This is a genomic window from Nocardia alni, from assembly GCF_019038435.1.
Classification (GTDB): domain Bacteria; phylum Actinomycetota; class Actinomycetes; order Mycobacteriales; family Mycobacteriaceae; genus Nocardia; species Nocardia alni.
On sequence record NZ_JAGPOX010000007.1, the window covers coordinates 58,475 to 74,170 of the forward strand.

14 protein-coding genes are annotated in these 15,696 nt (G+C 68.1%); 10 read left to right on the top strand and 4 right to left on the bottom strand.

Annotation, left to right across the window (positions count from 1 at the left end; all coding sequences use genetic code 11):
* Positions 1-33 precede the first annotated feature (33 nt).
* The gene (locus JZ791_RS04875; protein WP_216892933.1) at positions 34-921 is read right to left on the bottom strand and encodes an AurF N-oxygenase family protein; all 888 of its coding nucleotides are present in this window, start codon (positions 919-921) and stop codon (positions 34-36) included.
* A 335-nt stretch (positions 922-1,256) separates the two neighbouring features.
* A complete protein-coding gene (locus JZ791_RS04880; RefSeq protein WP_216892934.1) occupies positions 1,257-1,709 on the bottom strand; it encodes a hypothetical protein in 453 nt (150 codons plus the stop codon).
* Between the two features lie 231 nt (positions 1,710-1,940).
* On the opposite strand from JZ791_RS04880, the gene JZ791_RS04885 reads away from it, so the two are divergent.
* From JZ791_RS04885 to JZ791_RS04905, 5 genes are all read left to right on the top strand, one after another.
* Complete coding sequence (locus JZ791_RS04885; protein ID WP_216892935.1) at positions 1,941-2,408, top strand: (2Fe-2S)-binding protein; 468 nt, start codon at positions 1,941-1,943, stop codon at positions 2,406-2,408.
* Complete coding sequence (locus JZ791_RS04890) at positions 2,405-4,483, top strand: molybdopterin cofactor-binding domain-containing protein (protein WP_216892936.1); 2,079 nt, start codon at positions 2,405-2,407, stop codon at positions 4,481-4,483. The genes JZ791_RS04885 and JZ791_RS04890 overlap by 4 nt, the downstream gene beginning before the upstream one ends.
* Positions 4,484-4,696: 213 nt before the next feature.
* Positions 4,697-5,947: a fatty acid desaturase family protein gene (locus tag JZ791_RS04895; protein WP_216892937.1), complete on the top strand. Its 1,251-nt coding sequence runs from the start codon at positions 4,697-4,699 to the stop codon at positions 5,945-5,947.
* A gap of 125 nt (positions 5,948-6,072) precedes the next feature.
* Complete coding sequence (locus JZ791_RS04900; RefSeq protein ID WP_216892938.1) at positions 6,073-6,390, top strand: hypothetical protein; 318 nt, start codon at positions 6,073-6,075, stop codon at positions 6,388-6,390.
* A 106-nt stretch (positions 6,391-6,496) separates the two neighbouring features.
* A complete protein-coding gene (locus JZ791_RS04905) occupies positions 6,497-7,123 on the top strand; it encodes a class I SAM-dependent methyltransferase (protein ID WP_254205226.1) in 627 nt (208 codons plus the stop codon).
* A gap of 319 nt (positions 7,124-7,442) precedes the next feature.
* Here the strand turns inward: JZ791_RS04905 and JZ791_RS04910 are convergent, their stop codons facing one another.
* Positions 7,443-7,916 (bottom strand): nitroreductase family deazaflavin-dependent oxidoreductase, encoded by a 474-nt coding sequence (locus JZ791_RS04910; RefSeq protein ID WP_216892939.1) that lies wholly within the window; start codon positions 7,914-7,916, stop codon positions 7,443-7,445.
* A 302-nt stretch (positions 7,917-8,218) separates the two neighbouring features.
* On the opposite strand from JZ791_RS04910, the gene JZ791_RS04915 reads away from it, so the two are divergent.
* The 5 genes from JZ791_RS04915 (at position 8,219) to JZ791_RS04935 (ending at position 13,438) form a co-directional block, all read left to right on the top strand.
* On the top strand, positions 8,219-8,707 hold the full coding sequence (locus JZ791_RS04915) for a MarR family winged helix-turn-helix transcriptional regulator (protein ID WP_216892940.1): 489 nt from the start codon (positions 8,219-8,221) through the stop codon (positions 8,705-8,707).
* Positions 8,708-9,034: 327 nt separating this feature from the next.
* Positions 9,035-10,036, top strand: coding sequence for a cytochrome c oxidase assembly protein (locus JZ791_RS04920; protein WP_254205227.1), 1,002 nt, complete (start codon positions 9,035-9,037; stop codon positions 10,034-10,036).
* The gene (locus JZ791_RS04925) at positions 10,036-10,698 is read left to right on the top strand and encodes a DUF8175 domain-containg protein (RefSeq protein ID WP_216892941.1); all 663 of its coding nucleotides are present in this window, start codon (positions 10,036-10,038) and stop codon (positions 10,696-10,698) included. Before JZ791_RS04920 ends, JZ791_RS04925 begins: the two co-directional genes overlap by 1 nt.
* Positions 10,699-10,849: 151 nt before the next feature.
* On the top strand, positions 10,850-11,410 hold the full coding sequence (locus tag JZ791_RS04930; RefSeq protein ID WP_216892942.1) for a DUF5134 domain-containing protein: 561 nt from the start codon (positions 10,850-10,852) through the stop codon (positions 11,408-11,410).
* Between the two features lie 3 nt (positions 11,411-11,413).
* Positions 11,414-13,438, top strand: a complete 2,025-nt coding sequence (locus tag JZ791_RS04935; protein WP_216892943.1) for a cytochrome c oxidase assembly protein — start codon at positions 11,414-11,416, stop codon at positions 13,436-13,438.
* 4 nt (positions 13,439-13,442) lie between these two features.
* Here JZ791_RS04935 and JZ791_RS04940 read toward each other — a convergent pair whose 3' ends face one another.
* On the bottom strand, positions 13,443-15,692 hold the full coding sequence (locus JZ791_RS04940) for a heavy metal translocating P-type ATPase (RefSeq protein WP_254205228.1): 2,250 nt from the start codon (positions 15,690-15,692) through the stop codon (positions 13,443-13,445).
* Positions 15,693-15,696 lie beyond the last annotated feature (4 nt).

The following is a 15,696-nucleotide window of genomic DNA, read 5'->3' on the forward strand; positions in this document are numbered from 1 at the left end:
GATCGCTCACATCATCGGGTGCGGTACACGGCGTCACAGCAGGTTGGATTGGCGGTATATCCAGCGTGCGCCGCGGTTGAGCAGGCCCTCGCGGTTGAGGAATTCGATGAAGTTCGCGGCGGCGGTGCGGAACATCATGCGGTGGTGTTCATTGCCGTCGATCTCGATTCTCACTATCTCCCAGTCCAAGCCGAGTCCGGTGTAGACGTCGCGGTTGATCAGGCTTTTGGCGATGATGTGGGTGCCCAGCGCGATGACCATCGTGCTGATGTATCGGCGAACCCGCGAGACTCGGGTGAGGCGATCGCGGATTTTGCTGCGTGCGAACACCATATGCCGCGACTCCTCCACGACGTGGATGTAGGCGGTGCGGCGGATGGGTGCGGCGACCGAATCGGTGGCCATCCAGTCGCGTTGCATGACGTCGAAGATCTCCTCGCCGGCGAGGATGATTCCGTGCGCGACCTCGTCCCAGGCAAAGGACCGAAACAACCAGCCGAGCAGGATCTGCAGCCGGCCGCGGCGGTGGAAATTCGAGCCGATGCTGTCGATGGCGTTGACGAACATCAGTGAGTGCAGGTTCTCGTCCGCGCACTCGTTGAGCAGGAATCGGACGTCCGGCCGTGCCGGGTCGGCGCTGTGGTTGCGGCGTAGCAGTGCCACCTGCAGCCCCAGTTCCAGCCAGATGCCGACACCCAGGAATTGGGCCACCTCGGTGCGGGTCAGCCGCACTCGTTCGGATTCCGTCATCCTGTTCCAGGTGGGTGTGCCGTACAGCGGCGACCATTCCGGCGTCATTCCGTGAAATCTGTCCTCGTCCGATCCGGTCTCGTAAACCAGGCTATTTCTCGGATCGAAGGAAAGCCGGTTGGCCGAATCGAGCAGCGACGTGAATAAATCACTGTCTCCGGAAGCCGTCATGCCCACTCCTCCTCATCTCGGGCCCGTACCCAAATCCGCAGAGATAGCGATCTAATAACTGCGGGGGCTTCGTCGGGAGGCCCGCCGGGCGCTCCAGCCCTGCATTTCATATGATAACAGTACGGCACTCCCGTGCACTCTCACAGACGTTTGTGACTTCGTCCATGTACATTGCGAATACACCCCGCCGCACTCACAATCGCCGTCACCGAAATTTGTGATCACAGCCTGGACACGAGATCTTCTCGTGATCCGCGCGAACTTTTTCTTCCCTGCGGGCTGTCGGAGCACATGGATCACCGCCATCACCTCGAAGGTTTCGACGCCCCCGGGCTTCAGCCGTACAGCTCGCCCAGCCCGATCAGGGCGACATCGCTTCTGTCGTCGGCGCCGAGTTCCTCGGTGAATCCCGTGCCCGAATAGCAGGCCAACGTGGTGTCGCGTGTATCGAACCCCTTGGCCGTGAGCAACTCCCGGGCTCGTCCCAGCCGGTGGACGTGACCGTGCCCAGCCACAGGATCTTGCGGGGAGCCCCCGGATACCTGCGCGGTCATCACCACGATCGTGGATGTCGGATTCCTCCGCAGCAAATATCGCGCCTCGCGGAACAGCGGCGACTGTCTGTTCAGGACGGTCCGCACCACCCAGTCGTCGAAATCCCCGAAATCGGCGGAGGTGTCGCCGCGAATGAACTCTTCCCGGTACGCCGGAGTGCCGCCGAGGATCATGTGCACCCACAAAGCCAGCCGCGGATCCGCGATGCCGGGCAATGCGGAAGTATATTTCACTGAAGTGTACTTCCGCATTGCCCGGGGCGGCGAACGGCACGTTGGATTCGGCGAGGATCACCACCGCGACGGTCGAGCGCGCCCTCGACGGCGGGCACCGCCGGGGCGAACCCACCGAACAGGCCGAACGCCTGGGCCGACCTTCCGGCCGCCGCGGGTGCTCGGAGGTCGCGCTAGCGTGGGAACAGTCGATGCAGCGATTGTTGATGCACTCATGGTGAGGAGTTCGCGGTGACCGTCTTCCGGCTTCGGGTGAACGGCGAACCGGCCGAAGTGGACACCGAACCGGACGCGCCGTTGCTGACGGTGTTGCGTAACCATCTCGGGTTGAAGGCGGCGAAGTTCGGCTGCGGAATGTCGTTGTGCGGGGCGTGCACGGTGTGGGTCGAGGGGCGGCCGACATACTCGTGCGACGTGCCGGTGGAAACCCTGGGCGATCACGAGATCCGCACTCTGGAATCCCTGGGCACAGCCACGGAACCGCATCCGTTGCAGCAGGCATTCCTGGACGAGCAAGCGGGGCAGTGCGGCTACTGCCTGCCCGGGATCATCATGCGCGCGGCCGCGTTCCTGCGCGACCACCCGGCCCCGAGCCGCGCCGAGGTCGCGCGGGCCTTGGAGCCGAACCTGTGCCGGTGCGGTAGTCATCAGCGCATCATCGACGCGGTACTGCGGGCGGGGCAGGAGGCGCGGCGATGATCAGATCTCCGAGCCTCGTCGCGAACCCGCTGATCTCCACCTGGCTGAGGTTCGCCGAGGACGGCACGGTCGTCCTGCGGGTCGGGAAAGTCGAACTGGGCCAGGGCATCCACACCGCACTCACGCAGATCGCGGTCGAGGAACTGGGCGTGGCGCCGGGCAGGCTCGTGCTGGCAGCACCGTCGACCGAGTCCTCGCCGGACGAGGGTTTCACCGCGGGCAGCCAATCGACCCAGATCTCCGGCGCCGCCGTCCAGTCGGTCTGCGCGGCCGCTCGTGGTCTGTTCACCGCGGCCGCGGCACGGCGGTCCGGCGTTCCGGCCGCCTCGCTGACCGTCGTCGACGGGGAGTTCCGCACGCCCGGCGGTGAGATCGTGGGTTCCTACGGCTCGCTCGCCGGCGAGGTGGAGTTGGGTGTCGAGGCCCCGGAGCTGCCGCCACGGGATGGACCCGCGCAACCCGACCTGCGGCGGATTGATCTGCCCGACAAGGTCTTCGGGCGGCCCCGGTTCATCCAGGACCTCGACCTGCCGGGCATGCTGCACGCCCGCGTGATCCGCCCGCCGCTGCTGCGCGCGTCCCTGCACAGCCTCCCGGACGGCCTGCCTGCGTCGATCACGCTGATCCAGGACGGCGACTTCCTGGCGATTCTGGCCGAACGCGAGGAACTCGCCGCCGCGGCGGCGGAGCGTCTGTCGCGATCGGTGCGCTGGGAACCTCGGGACGACATGCCCGATGAGTCCAAGCACGATGCCTGGCTGCGCATGCAGCCCTGCGAGACCTCGGTCCTGTTGCGCCGGGAGGGTGCGCGGGGGACCGGCATACAGATCCGGGCCGACTACTCCCGCGCGATGATCGCGCACGCCAGCATCGCGACCAGCTGTGCGCTGGCCCGGTTCGACGGGCGGCGCCTGGAGGTGTGGAGTCACAGCCAGGGTATCTTCCCGCTGCGCGCCGCGATCGCGGACGCACTCGGTATGGCGCAGTCCGACGTCGTGGTCCACCACGTCGAAGGCGCCGGTTGCTACGGCCACAATCCCGCCGACGACGTGGCCTTCGACGCCGCGCTCCTCGCGCTGCGCACAGATGGACGCCCGGTGCGGGTGCTGTGGGATCGCGCGGCGGAGCTGGGCTCGGCGCCGCTCGCCTCGGCGATGTCCGCGGACCTGTCCGCGGAACTCGGTTCCGATGGCAGCGTGCGGAATTGGACGTACGACGTGTGGAGCAACGGCTACAACGGACGCCCCGGCTACGCCGGAAACCCGGGTCTGCTCGCCAACGGCTACCGCGCGGGCGGGCAGGATCTGCCGCCGTCGGTGGATCCGCCTGCCGAGGCGGGGCTGGGCAGCGGTCGTAACGCCGTGCCGCCCTATTCTTTCGAATCGGCTCGCGTGACAACGCATCGGGTGCTGTCGATGCCCATCCGCACCTCGGCGATCCGTTCGCTGGGCGCTCATTTCAACGTCTTCGCCGTCGAGTCCTTCATGGACGAGCTGGCGGCGCGAGCGGGCGCCGACCCGCTGGAGTTCCGGCGCTCGAAGCTCGAGGACGAGCGTGCCCGCGCGGTACTGTCCGCCGCGGCGCGCGAAGCGGGCTGGGACCGGCGTGCGGAGACCGCCGAGGACGCCGGGCTCGGGCTCGGTTACGCGAGATACAAGAACCGGGGCGCGTATTGCGCGGTGGTCGCGGAGGTGGAGGCTGCCGAGGAGGTTCGGGTGCGCCGGATCGTCGTGGCGGTCGATGTGGGCCGGGTGGTGAACCTCGACGGCGTGCGCAACCAGATCGAGGGCGGTGCCATCCAAGCGGTCAGCTGGACGCTGAAGGAACAGGTGCGGTTCGGCCACGATGGGATCACCAGCGTGGACTGGGAAAGCTACCCCGTGCTGCGGTTCCCCGAGGTCCCCCGGGTCGATGTCCTCGTGCTGGACCGCCCGGATCAACCCAGCCTCGGCGCCGGCGAGTGCGTTGCCGGACCGGCCGCGGGAGCGATCGCGAACGGTGTCTTCGCCGCGATCGGGCTGCGGGTGCGCACTCTGCCTCTGACACCGCAGAACGTGGTTCGGGCCATCGGCTGAACCGGTTCTCGCCGTGGCTCCGCCGCGACGAAGTCGTCGAAACGGCCGTGGTCGATGTTCGGATGACGCCAACCTGATGGCCGTGTTCGCCGAGTGTTGTTCAGTGGCAAGGTGTCACCGCCATCGAGGCTGGGCTAACCTGCACAGTAACAGTGTTTCAGTGTACAGTTGTGCACGGAAAGATGAATGCACTCTCGATATCCAGGAGGCCGGGTGGCCATCACCGACATCGACATCTACTCGCATCTGACCGCAGCAGACATCGAGGCTCTCGGGGCCGAACTCGATGCCATTCGCCGCGATATCGAGGAGTCGCGCGGCGAGCGGGACGCCCGGTACATCCGGCGCGCCATCGCCCTGCATCGCGCACTGGCCGTCGGCGGCAGAGTCGCGCTGACGTTCAGCAACCGCAGGGGCGCGTGGCTCGCGGGCACCGCGTTGCTCTCGCTGGCCAAGATCATCGAAAATATGGAGCTCGGCCACAATGTGATGCACGGGCAGTGGGACTGGATGAACGATCCGGAGATCCATTCGTCCTCGTGGGAGTGGGACACCACCTGCCCCAGTGTGGGGTGGAAGCACTCGCACAACTTCGTGCATCACAAATACACCAATATCGTCGGGATGGACGACGATGTCGGCTACGGCATCCTGCGCGTCACGCGTGACCAGCCGTGGCAGTGGTGGAATATCGGCAACCCCGTGTTCAACCTGATTCTCGGGACCTTTTTCGAATGGGGCGTGGCACTGCACCACCTCGAGGTGGAGAAGCTGCGCAGCGGCGAGAAGGCATGGCGGCAGGCGTTCGGAGATCTGCGCGTCATCGGAACCAAGGTCGGCAAGCAGGCGGCCAAGGATTACCTGATCTTCCCGGCGCTGGCCGGACGGAATTGGAAGACGACGCTGACGGCCGACGCCACCGCCAACATCGTGCGCAACTACTGGGCGTACATGGTGATCTTCTGCGGTCACTTTCCCGACGGCGCGGAGAAATTCACCGTCGCCGAGTTCGAGTCCGAGGATCAGCCGCGCTGGTATCTGCGCCAGATGCTCGGATCCGCCAACTTCCGGGCCGGACCGCTGATGCGTTTCATGAGCGGCAACCTCAGCCACCAGATCGAGCACCATCTGTTCCCCGACCTGCCGAGCAACCGCTACGAGGAGATCGGCGTGCGGGTCCGGGAACTGTGCGACAAATACGATCTGCCCTACACGACCGGTTCTATCGGCGGCCAGTATCTCCAGTCGTTCCGGACGATCGCCAAGCTCGCACTGCCGAACGCGTTACTGCGTGCGACCTCCGACGACGCACCGGAAACGTCATCGGAACTGCGATTCGCCATCCGGGAGGGCATGCAGGCGCACTTCGGCATCGATCCCGCAACCGGCAAGCGCCGTGGATTGCGAACCGCCTTGCGCGAGTTGAAGAATGCTCGGGTGCGATCCGCCTCGGTAGTGGCTTGAATCCTGCTATCGTTCCGGATTGGTGAGGGTTCCGTGGCATCGTTCGACATGCCCTCGGCGGCCCCGGGGGTCGGGAAGGTCAGGTGGGGAACTTGATTCGAAATACTCTATTCACCCCGAGGCGTGTGGCGGCGGTTGCGGCGCTGCCGTTGGTCGCGGCGGCCGCGTTCGCCGGAGTCGCCTCCGCGGACACCGGTCGGCCCGCTACGCCCGTCGCCGGTATTCCGCTGGAGAAGGACACCGCTACGAACCCCAAGGCACGGTTCCCGGACCCGGTGTTGAACGGCGCGTCGCTGGGCGGCTCCGTCGGTTCGGCGGTCGGTTCCGCCGTCGGTTTGGCGACGGGCTCGGTGACCGGTTCCGCCGGGTCCATCATCGGCACCGTGATCGGCGCTATCGTGGGTGCCACGAACCCGAAAGTGGTTCCGCAGGTTCTACCCTGACCTTGCGACCCCGCGGTATCGCTGCCGTTCACCGGCTCGATACCGCGATCGGTCCACGTCGCTTCGAGCGCGGCACCCTGTGCCCCGAGAAGGAGAAGGACTGATAATGCGGAGCCCGGTTTTCGCGGTCTGGTACAGCGTGCTCATGAGTGGCGCCGAACCACTGCTGGTACGGCCGGTGCGCAAGGAGTTGCTGGCCGCCGCGCGCGGAAGCCTGCTGATCGTCGGTCTCGGCCCCGGCCACGACCTGTCCTACCTGCCGCCGTCGGTCACCTCGGTCACCGCGATCGAGCCCAATCCGGTGATGCGCAGGGTCGCCGGCCGCCGCGCACGCAAACTCGGCATCCGGTTCGACCTGATCGACGGCATCGCCGAGGCACTGCCCTTCGAGAGCGATTCCTTCGACACACTGCTGTCACCGTTCTTGCTGTGCAGCGTCGGTGACGTCCCGGCCGCACTCACCGAATTCCGCAGGGTACTCAGGCCGGACGGCGAACTGCTAGTCCTCGAGCACATTCGCGCCGAGGGCCCGATGCTCGGCAGGCTCCAGGATCTGGTGGACACACCCTGGCACGCCCTGAGCGACGGTTGCCACCCCAACCGGAGAACGAAAAGCGCTCTCGCAGCAGCCGGTTTCGCCGTCGCCGACCTTGTCACCGCAACATTTCCCCTCCCCACCCCGGTCTCGCCGTACCTGGTAGGCCGAGCCTCGGTCGACCCGCACCCCGCCTGACTTCTTCGGCGAGAGCGACGACGCTGTTGGCTACGGAGACATCCACGGCGGCGTCGCGGGCTTCGGTGATGTGCTCGGCGCGACGTCGGCTTCGGTGCAGTAGGTGGCGATGCGGATCGAGCGCATGCGGAGTCGGTAGGTGTGTTCGAGGTCGGTGACCGGTCGGTCGTGCGGGACTTCGGAGAGATCGTCGACCAGATCCCGATCCTGCTGCTCACAGGGTCGTAACGCGGTGGCATCCGCCCGCTGAGTGCGCGTCGTGGGGATCGGGCGATCGCGGGGGCGAACGGCGGTGGGGCAGTCTCGGCCGGGGCGTGGCTCAGCGGGGGGTGTCGATGTGCAGGGCGACCATGGGCAGCGTGTCGACAGGTTTGCCGGTGGCCTGTTCGATGGTGCCGCGCAGTTTGTCCCAGGCTTGGGGGTGCTGCTGGACGTAATGGTTCAGGGCGGTGGCGGACTCGGGGTCGCTCATCGGGGTGGCGGTGGCGGGGACGCCGCGCCGGAATCCGGTCCACAGGCGTACTCGCGGGTCGGCCTGGATGTTGCGGTACCACTGGGCGGTGACGCCGAATCCGGAGACGATCACGTATTCGCCGGGGGCGGGGTTGTCGACGATCTCGAGGACCACGAATCGTGGTGCGCCGCTGCGGCGTCCGGTGTGTTGCAGCATCAGCAAGCGGGAGCCGAAGACGAATCCGAGGCCGGCGCGGTAGAGCAGGATGGGGGCGCGCACGATCCACCGGGTTCGCAGGACTCGTGCGCCGAGGCGGGAGGTGAGACTGGCGTCGGTCATCTTCGTCCTTGTCGGGTTGCGTTGGGTTGCAGTGTCATTGGGTGTGTTCGCGGACGATGTCGGTGCGTTCGAGCTGGCGGGCGGGCGGTGGTTGTGAGAGCGCGGCGGTGGCTGGGGCGTGTGCCCGAATCGATGAAGATAATGGCACTATGCAACAGTTGCTATACGCATTATCGCTGATTTCGGGTAACGATTGTTCGCCACGCGCAGGGATGCTGGAACTGCTTCGGACAGTACGTAAGGTGGATATCCCCGGCTTCGGGCCGGGGTGACCGGTTACTGGCAGCGACAGAGGTGTTCCTATGCGACAAAGCGCAGGGGTGGTCGACGAGTCCGCCGACGAGATCACCGAAGCCCTGCTCATGGCGTCACGGTTGCTGGTCGGGTTGTCGGCGCGCTCGATCGCCCACGTCGACGAGACCATTACGATCACCCAGTTCCGCACCCTGGTCATCCTGTCCAGCCGGGGACCCTCGAAGATCGCCGATCTGGCCACCGCGCTGGACGTGCAGCCCTCGACCGCGACCAGGATGGTCGATCGGCTCGTCACCGCCGGCCTGATCGATAGGCATCCGAACCCGCATTCGCGTCGCGAGCTGGTCATCGAATTGACCGTGCGCGGCCACGAGATCGTCGATGCGGTCACCGCCCGACGCCGTACCGAGATCGCCGCGGTCGTGGCGAAGATGCCCGAGCCGGACCGGCGCGGGCTGGTCCGGGCGTTGAGCGCGTTCACCGAGGCCGGCGGCGAAACGCATCCGGCGGCGGACGGCGTCGGCTACCAGCTGTAACCGGGGGCGGTTCCACAACCGGGGGCGGTTCCGCGACTGGGGGCGGTTCCGCGACTGGGGGCGGTTCCGCGACTGGCGGCTGGGTTACGACGGGCGGCTGGGTTACGACGGGCGGCTGCGCTACGACGGGCGGCTGGGTTACGACGGGCGGCTGCGCTACGACGGGCAGCTGCGCCACGACCGGCAGCTGCGCCACGACTGGCGGCTGGGCTACGACTGGCGGCTGCGCCACGACCGGCGGTCGTGCCGCGATCGGGGCGGGGCCGGTAGCCGACGGCACCCCCCAGTCGATGCAGTACGCAACTGTTGCATACTGCCATTGTGGGCATGACGATGGAGACGCCGCCGCCGACACTGTCGGGCGTGCTGACCACGTGGACGGTGTCGCCGGTCGTGGACGGGCTTGTGCTGGCCGGGCTGGTGGCTTACCTGCTGCTGGTCTGGCGGATCCGCCGCCGGGGCGGCCGGTGGCCGGCGCATCGGGTGGTGTGCTGGTTCGCGGGCCTGGCCTGCCTGACGATCGCGATCGACAGTGCCCTCGCGGTCTACGCGCGCAGCCTGTTCACCGTGCACATGCTGGTGCATCTGTTGATGATCATGGTGGTGCCCGCGCTCGTCGTATGCGCCCAGCCGCTGCGGCTGCTCTACGACACATCGGGTCCGCGGGTCCGTTCGGCCGCCGACCGGCTTCGCCGCGGACCGCTTAGGTTCCTGGTCTCGGCGTGGTTCACCGTCCCGCTGTACAGCGCGGTGATCCTGTTGACGCACCTGACCGGATTCCAGCAGGCGATGTCGACCCACATGTGGATTCACGACTCCGAACTGCTGCTCTACTTCGTCAGCGGTTATCTACTGCTGCTCCCGCTCGCCGGCGATGAGCTGACCGTGGAACCGCCCTGGCCGCACGCGCTGCGGCTGGTGGTGCTGGCGGTCTGTATGGGGCCCGACACCCTCGTCGGGGTCACGCTGATGATGTCCTCGACCGTGCTGGCCCCCGCCTACGCCGCCCATCGCGCCTGGGGACCGGGCGCGCTGTCCGATCAGAGCACGGCCGGGGTGATCATGTGGGTCGGTGGCGACGGCCTGATGATGCTGCTCATGATCGTCGTCGCGGGGCAATGGGTTCGCTCCGGTGATCGCGCGGCCAGTCTGGGGCCCTGGCTCGACGGTATCCGACGCCGCGCCACGCTGGGCGACTCCGATCTCACCGGGGACGACATCGATGCCGAGCAGGCCGCCCTGGACGCGTACAACGCTCGCCTGGCCCGGCTGCACGGGCGCACCCCACACGCCGAACCCGCTGGTACACAACAGGTTAAGAGAGTGTGATGCGATATCGACGGCGTACCGCGCGAATAACCGTGCAGGCGATCGCGCTGTGCCTGGGAATCATCGCGGCGCTGACCGCATGCGCATCGAATTCCGGCGTGTCACAGGCATCCTCGGCGAGCACGTTGGACACCGGCAGCCCCGGCGATACCCTGCCGCTGGCGCTGGTGATGTCGCAGTGGCTCACCTGGCGATCGTGGCACGGCACCCGGCTGCCGTACGCGGACCGGTGGGGTCCGCTGCGGGTACGATCCGGCGTCGCAACGGGATTCGCGCACACCCCCGAGGGCGCCCTGCTGGCGATGATGCAGCAGCAGGCCCGGCTCGCGGCGGCCGACGACGCGGCCTGGCCTTCGCTGGCACGCGCGATGGCGGTCGTGGCACCCGCGGATCAGGTTCCGGCGCAGCGCGTGCCGACCGGTTTCGATACCCGGGGCGCTCTGCCGTTCTTCGCGGGCTTCCACTGGCTGTCCTATACCGCCGACCGCGCCGCCGGGGATCTGGCTCTGCAATTTCCCGATGGAACATTGAAATCGCTGCGGGCCCAGGAGGTCTGGCGCGGCTCGGACTGGAGGGCCGAGTTGCCCGCCGCCGGCGGCACGACGGTCCCGCTCGCGGGTCTGGACGGGTATCAGCCGTGGCCCTCGCTGCCTAGGCCGTGAGACCTGTGTGCGCGCACTCGCGGTGAATCGTCAGCGGTAGGAACTCGGCGGTACCGCGAGCCGACTACTGAAGGTGATCCCCAGAGTAAGCGAAACACGAATGCCGGATATGGGACCGATGGGTCCCGGTGCGGGACCCATGCCGCACCACATGGGTTCGATGACGACGATGCTGCCGGAGTGGGTGCGGCTGGTGTGGGCCCTGGTGCTGGTAGTCGTGGCCCTGCTGCACATTTGGCATGCGCGGTCGCTGTTGGGGCAGCCGCGGTGGTGGCATGCGGCGCACACCGCGATGGCGGTGGGCATGGTCGCGATGTACGCCGCAGACCCCATGGGGCAGATCGGGCTCGACCGCGTACTTCTCGCGATCTTCGGGGCGCTGGCGGTCGTTCTCGCCGTGGTGACGATCGCGGTGGGACGCCGAGAGGGTGTGGTGAACCCGCTCTGGGTGATCACCGGGCTCGATACCGCGGCGATGGCCTACATGTCGGCGGTGATGCTGTGGCCCGGCACGATCGTGCACGCCGGGACTTGGATCGTGATCGGGTATCTGTGCGTGGATGCCCTCGCCTGGATATTCGGTGTGTGGGAACGCATCCCGGTACTGGAACGTCCCCCGGTCGGGTTGCGGGGGCACGACTCGCTCGATATCCGGATCAGCCTCGCGGTCATGGCAGCGGGGATGACGTACATGCTGCTGGCGATGGTGTAACCGATGAGTACGAATTCGGTTCGGACAGAACGTATCGGCAGCCCCCGGGACCAGACAGTGAGTGCGCGCCGCCGCGGGCCGGGCTCGATCCCGACGCTGGCGATCGGTTCGGTGCTCGGCGTCGCGATAGTGCTGACGGTGACCGTGCTGGTGCGGGACGCGCCGTACGCCGGGCAAGGCATCGGTTATCCCGGACTGCCCAGCGCGGCGCTCTACGCGGTGTTGCGATGGGTGGCCGCGGTGGCCGGCGGTTTCACGGTGGGCGCGTTGGTGTTCGCGCTGTTCTGTGCCGCGGCTACCGCCCAGGGGGGTATCCAGGCGCCGGGGTATCGGGGTGTGCGGGTGGCCGAACTCGCCTCGGTGGTGTGGGTGCTGGCCGCGGTCGCGCTCGTCCCGGTGTCGGCGGCGGATTCGGCGGGCATGTCGACGTGGCGGATGCTGCGGATCGGCGGTGTGCCCGCGCTGATCGCGGCGGCGGAAAGGCCCAAGGCGTGGGTCGTGGCGGCGCTGTGCGCGATCGTGGTCGCGGTGCTTGTCCGGTTCGCGCTGTCGTGGAACAGCGTGTTCGGTCTCGCGGCGGTCGCCGTGGTCGCGGTGATCGCACCGGCGGTGGTCGGCAACGCCGGCGAGGGGCCGAATCACGATTACGCGACCGGCGCGGTCATCCTGTTCACCGCCGCGCTGTCGGTGTTGATCGGGCTGAGTTGGTGTGCGCTCGCCGGACACCGGCATCGCGCCGACCCGGCGGCGGTCGCGTTGATGCTGCGTCGTTATCGGATCATGGTGGTCCTGTGTGTGGCGGTCATGGCGCCCACCGCCGCGATTCTGGTGATCATCCTGGCGCCGCCGTCGCGGTTCGGCGGGTGGTACGGCCGGCTCGGCGTGGCCGCGGTCGTGCTACTGGCCGCGCATGCGGGCCTGGCGTGGTCGGTCGGGCGGATCCGGGCGGATTCGCGGTGGCTCGCTCGCCTGCTGCGGATCGCGGTCGTGGCCGAGTTCGGCTGGCTGGCGGTGTCGGTGGTGATGGCGATACAGCCCGCGCCCGCGTTCGCGCGTCAGTCGTTCACCGCGCAGGAGGTATTCCTCGGGTTCGATCTGCCGCGTCCGCCCGATGTGTGGCGGCTGCTGACGGTGTGGCGGTTCGATGTGGTGCTGGGTTCCGCGTCGATCGTGCTCGCGGTGGCGTATGTGGCAGGGGTGGTGCGGTTGCGGCGGCGCGGTGACGCGTGGTCGTGGCGGAGGCTGGTGTCCTGGCTGTGCGGCTGTGCCGGACTGCTGCTGGTCACCTCGTCGGGGATCGGCGCGTACGGCTACGCGATGTTCAGCATGCACATGGCCGTGCACATGGCGCTGAACATGTTCCTGCCCGAACTGCTGGTGCTCGGTGCGCCGGTGACGCTGCTGTTGCGAGCTGTCGAGCCGGCGGGCCGGGACGCACCGCAGGGTCCCCGCGAATGGGTGCTGTGGCTGATGCATTCGCGATTCATCCGGATCCTGTGTCATCCGCTGGTCGCGCTGGCGGTATTCGTGGTGTCGCTGTACGGGTTGTATTTCACCTCGCTGTTCGACCAGCTGATCCGGTTCCACTGGGGCCATCTGCTGATGAACATCCACTTCCTGCTCACCGGCTACCTGTTCTACTCGGCGATCATCGGCATCGATCCCGGCCCGCGGCGGCTGCCGCATCTGGCGCGACTGGGAATGTTGTTCGCGGTCATGCCGTTCCACGCGTTCTTCGGTGTGGCGACGATGTCGATGGACTCGTTGATCGGGCCCGTCTTCTATCCCGAGCTGCGGTTGCCCTGGATGACGGACCTGATGCACGACCAATGGCTCGGCGGCACCGTCGCCTGGATCTCCGGTGAGATTCCGGTGCTGCTGGTGGTGGGCACGCTGCTGGCGCAGTGGTCGCGGCAGGATCGTCGCGAGGCCGCGCGCGCCGATCGCCACCAGGACCGGTACCCCGAGGACGACGAACTCGCCGCCTACAACGCGATGCTCGCCCAGCTCGACCACGCCCGGCGTTGACCGGTCAGGGCCGGAACTCGCGCAGCCGCAAGCTGTTCCACACCACGAAGAAAGAGGAGAACGCCATCGCCGCCCCGGCCAGCAGCGGATTGAGCAGTCCGGCAACGGCAATGGGCAGGGCGGCGACGTTGTAGCCGAACGCCCACACCATATTGCCGCGGATGGTGCGAAGAGTGGCGTGCGCCAAGCCGATCGCGTCGGGCACGGCGGCCAGATCGTCGCGGACCAGGATGATGTCGGCCGCGCCGATCGCGACGTCGGCGCCGCGGCCGATCGCCAGTCCGAGGTCGGCCGTGGCCAGTGCGGGACCGTCGTTGATACCGTCCCCGACCATCGCCACGCGCCGCCCCCGGGCTTGCAACTCGCGGATCACCTCGACCTTGCCGGCGGGCAGCACCTCGGCGACGACGTCGTCGATGCCGACCTCGGCGGCGACCGCCCGGGCCGCGGCGGTGTTGTCCCCGGTGAGCAGCAAGGTCCGCAGCCCGAGCCGGTGCAGTCGTGTGATCGCGTCCGCGGCGGTCGGATGCACGGTGTCCGAGACTGCCAGCACCGCGACCGCACGGTCGTCGAGACAGAGGTAGACGGCGGTATGGCCGAGTCGCTGTTCGGACTCCAGCGCCGCGCGCAAGCCGGGCGGCGCCGCGATCCGCCGGGCGTCGAGCAGTGCGGGACTGCCGATGAGCACCTCGCGGTCCTCGACCCGGCCGCGGGCGCCGAGCCCGGGCAGCGCGGCGAAATCGGTGACCGGCGGTAGCTCACGATGCCGGGCGCGGGCGTGCGCGGTGACCGCGGCGGCGACGGCGTGCTCGGAGGCGGACTCCAATCCGCCTGCCAGACGGACGATCTCGTCGCGGTCGAGATCGGTGTGCACGGCGCTGACGGTCATCTCGCCCAGGGTCACGGTGCCGGTCTTGTCGAACACCACGGTATCGATGGTGCGGCTGGTCTCCAGCGCCTGCTGCCCCTTGACGAAGATGCCCAGCTGCGCGCCGCGGCCGGAGGCGACCATCAGCGCGGTGGGCGTGGCCAGCCCGAGCGCGCACGGGCAGGCGATCACGAGTACCGCCAGCGCGGCCCCGAACGCTCGGTCGGTTCCGCCGCCGGCGAGCAGCCAGCCGCCCGCGGTGAGCACCGCCAGCGCCAGCACCGCGGGCACGAACACCCCGGCGATCCGGTCGGCGAGCCGCTGCAGCCCCGCCTTGCCCTCCTGCGCCTGTTCGACCAGGCGGATCATCCCGGCCAGGCGGGTGTCGGCGCCGACCGCGGTCGCGGTGACGACCAGCCGTCCGGTGAGCGAGACGGTGCCGCCGCAGACCGGTGCGCCGGGCCCGGCCTCGACGGGTGTCGCCTCACCGGTCATCGCGGCGGTATCGATGCTGGAGAATCCCTGCGCCACAACACCATCGGTGGCTATCCGCGCACCGGGTCGCACCACGAAGCGTCGCCCCACCGTGAGTTCATCTGCGGGAATGGCGATTTCGCGGCCGTCGCCGGTGAGCACGGTGACGTCCCGGACGCCCAGGGCGGCCAGCGCGCGCAGCGCACCACCGGCCCGCCGCTTGGCCTTCGCCTCGAAATACCTTCCCGCCAGGACGAATACGGTGACGCCCCCGGCCACCTCCAGATAGATGGAGTCCGCGGACATGATCGCCGCCCACACGCCGTGACCGCGCACGGGCGCCGGGCGCGCGAACAACGTCACGATCGACCAGGCGGTCGCGGCCGTGATGCCGATCGAGACGAGGGTCTCCATGCTCATCGCCCCGGTGCGCAGGCCGGTCAGGGCGCGGCGGTGCAGAGGCGCGGCCGACCACACCACGATCGGCAGCGCCAGCGCGAGCAGAATCGCCTGCCAGCCGGGAATTCTCGTCGCGGGGACGGTCGCGAACATGACCGACAGGTCGGCCAGCGGGAAGAACAGGACCAGGGCCACCACCAGCCGCCGGAACAACGCGGCCGCGGCGCGATCCTCCGGACCGGTATCGAGGGCCGCCGTACCGGATTGGACGGCAGCCTCGTAACCGGCATCCTCGACAACGCCGCACAGCCGCTCCGGCCCGACCGCGCGGGGCGCGTCGACCGTGGCGATGCCGGTGGCGAAGTTGACCGTCGCGGTGACCCCGTCGACCCTGTTCAGCGCGCGCTCCACGCGCGCGGAACAACTGCCACACGTCATCCCGGTGACGACCAGCCGGACCCGCTCGTCCGCTTGCCGGTCGACCACTGCCGCCGCGGTTTCCGCCATATCCATCCCA

Coding starts and splice junctions, on each gene's coding strand:
- JZ791_RS04875 (WP_216892933.1), bottom strand. CDS start 921: ATGACGGCTTCCGGAGACAGTGATTTATTCACGTCGCTGCTCGATTCG.
- JZ791_RS04890 (WP_216892936.1), top strand. CDS start 2,405: ATGATCAGATCTCCGAGCCTCGTCGCGAACCCGCTGATCTCCACCTGG.
- JZ791_RS04905 (WP_254205226.1), top strand. CDS start 6,497: ATGCGGAGCCCGGTTTTCGCGGTCTGGTACAGCGTGCTCATGAGTGGC.
- JZ791_RS04910 (WP_216892939.1), bottom strand. CDS start 7,916: ATGACCGACGCCAGTCTCACCTCCCGCCTCGGCGCACGAGTCCTGCGA.
- JZ791_RS04915 (WP_216892940.1), top strand. CDS start 8,219: ATGCGACAAAGCGCAGGGGTGGTCGACGAGTCCGCCGACGAGATCACC.
- JZ791_RS04920 (WP_254205227.1), top strand. CDS start 9,035: ATGACGATGGAGACGCCGCCGCCGACACTGTCGGGCGTGCTGACCACG.
- JZ791_RS04925 (WP_216892941.1), top strand. CDS start 10,036: ATGCGATATCGACGGCGTACCGCGCGAATAACCGTGCAGGCGATCGCG.
- JZ791_RS04930 (WP_216892942.1), top strand. CDS start 10,850: ATGGGTTCGATGACGACGATGCTGCCGGAGTGGGTGCGGCTGGTGTGG.
- JZ791_RS04935 (WP_216892943.1), top strand. CDS start 11,414: ATGAGTACGAATTCGGTTCGGACAGAACGTATCGGCAGCCCCCGGGAC.
- JZ791_RS04940 (WP_254205228.1), bottom strand. CDS start 15,692: ATGGATATGGCGGAAACCGCGGCGGCAGTGGTCGACCGGCAAGCGGAC.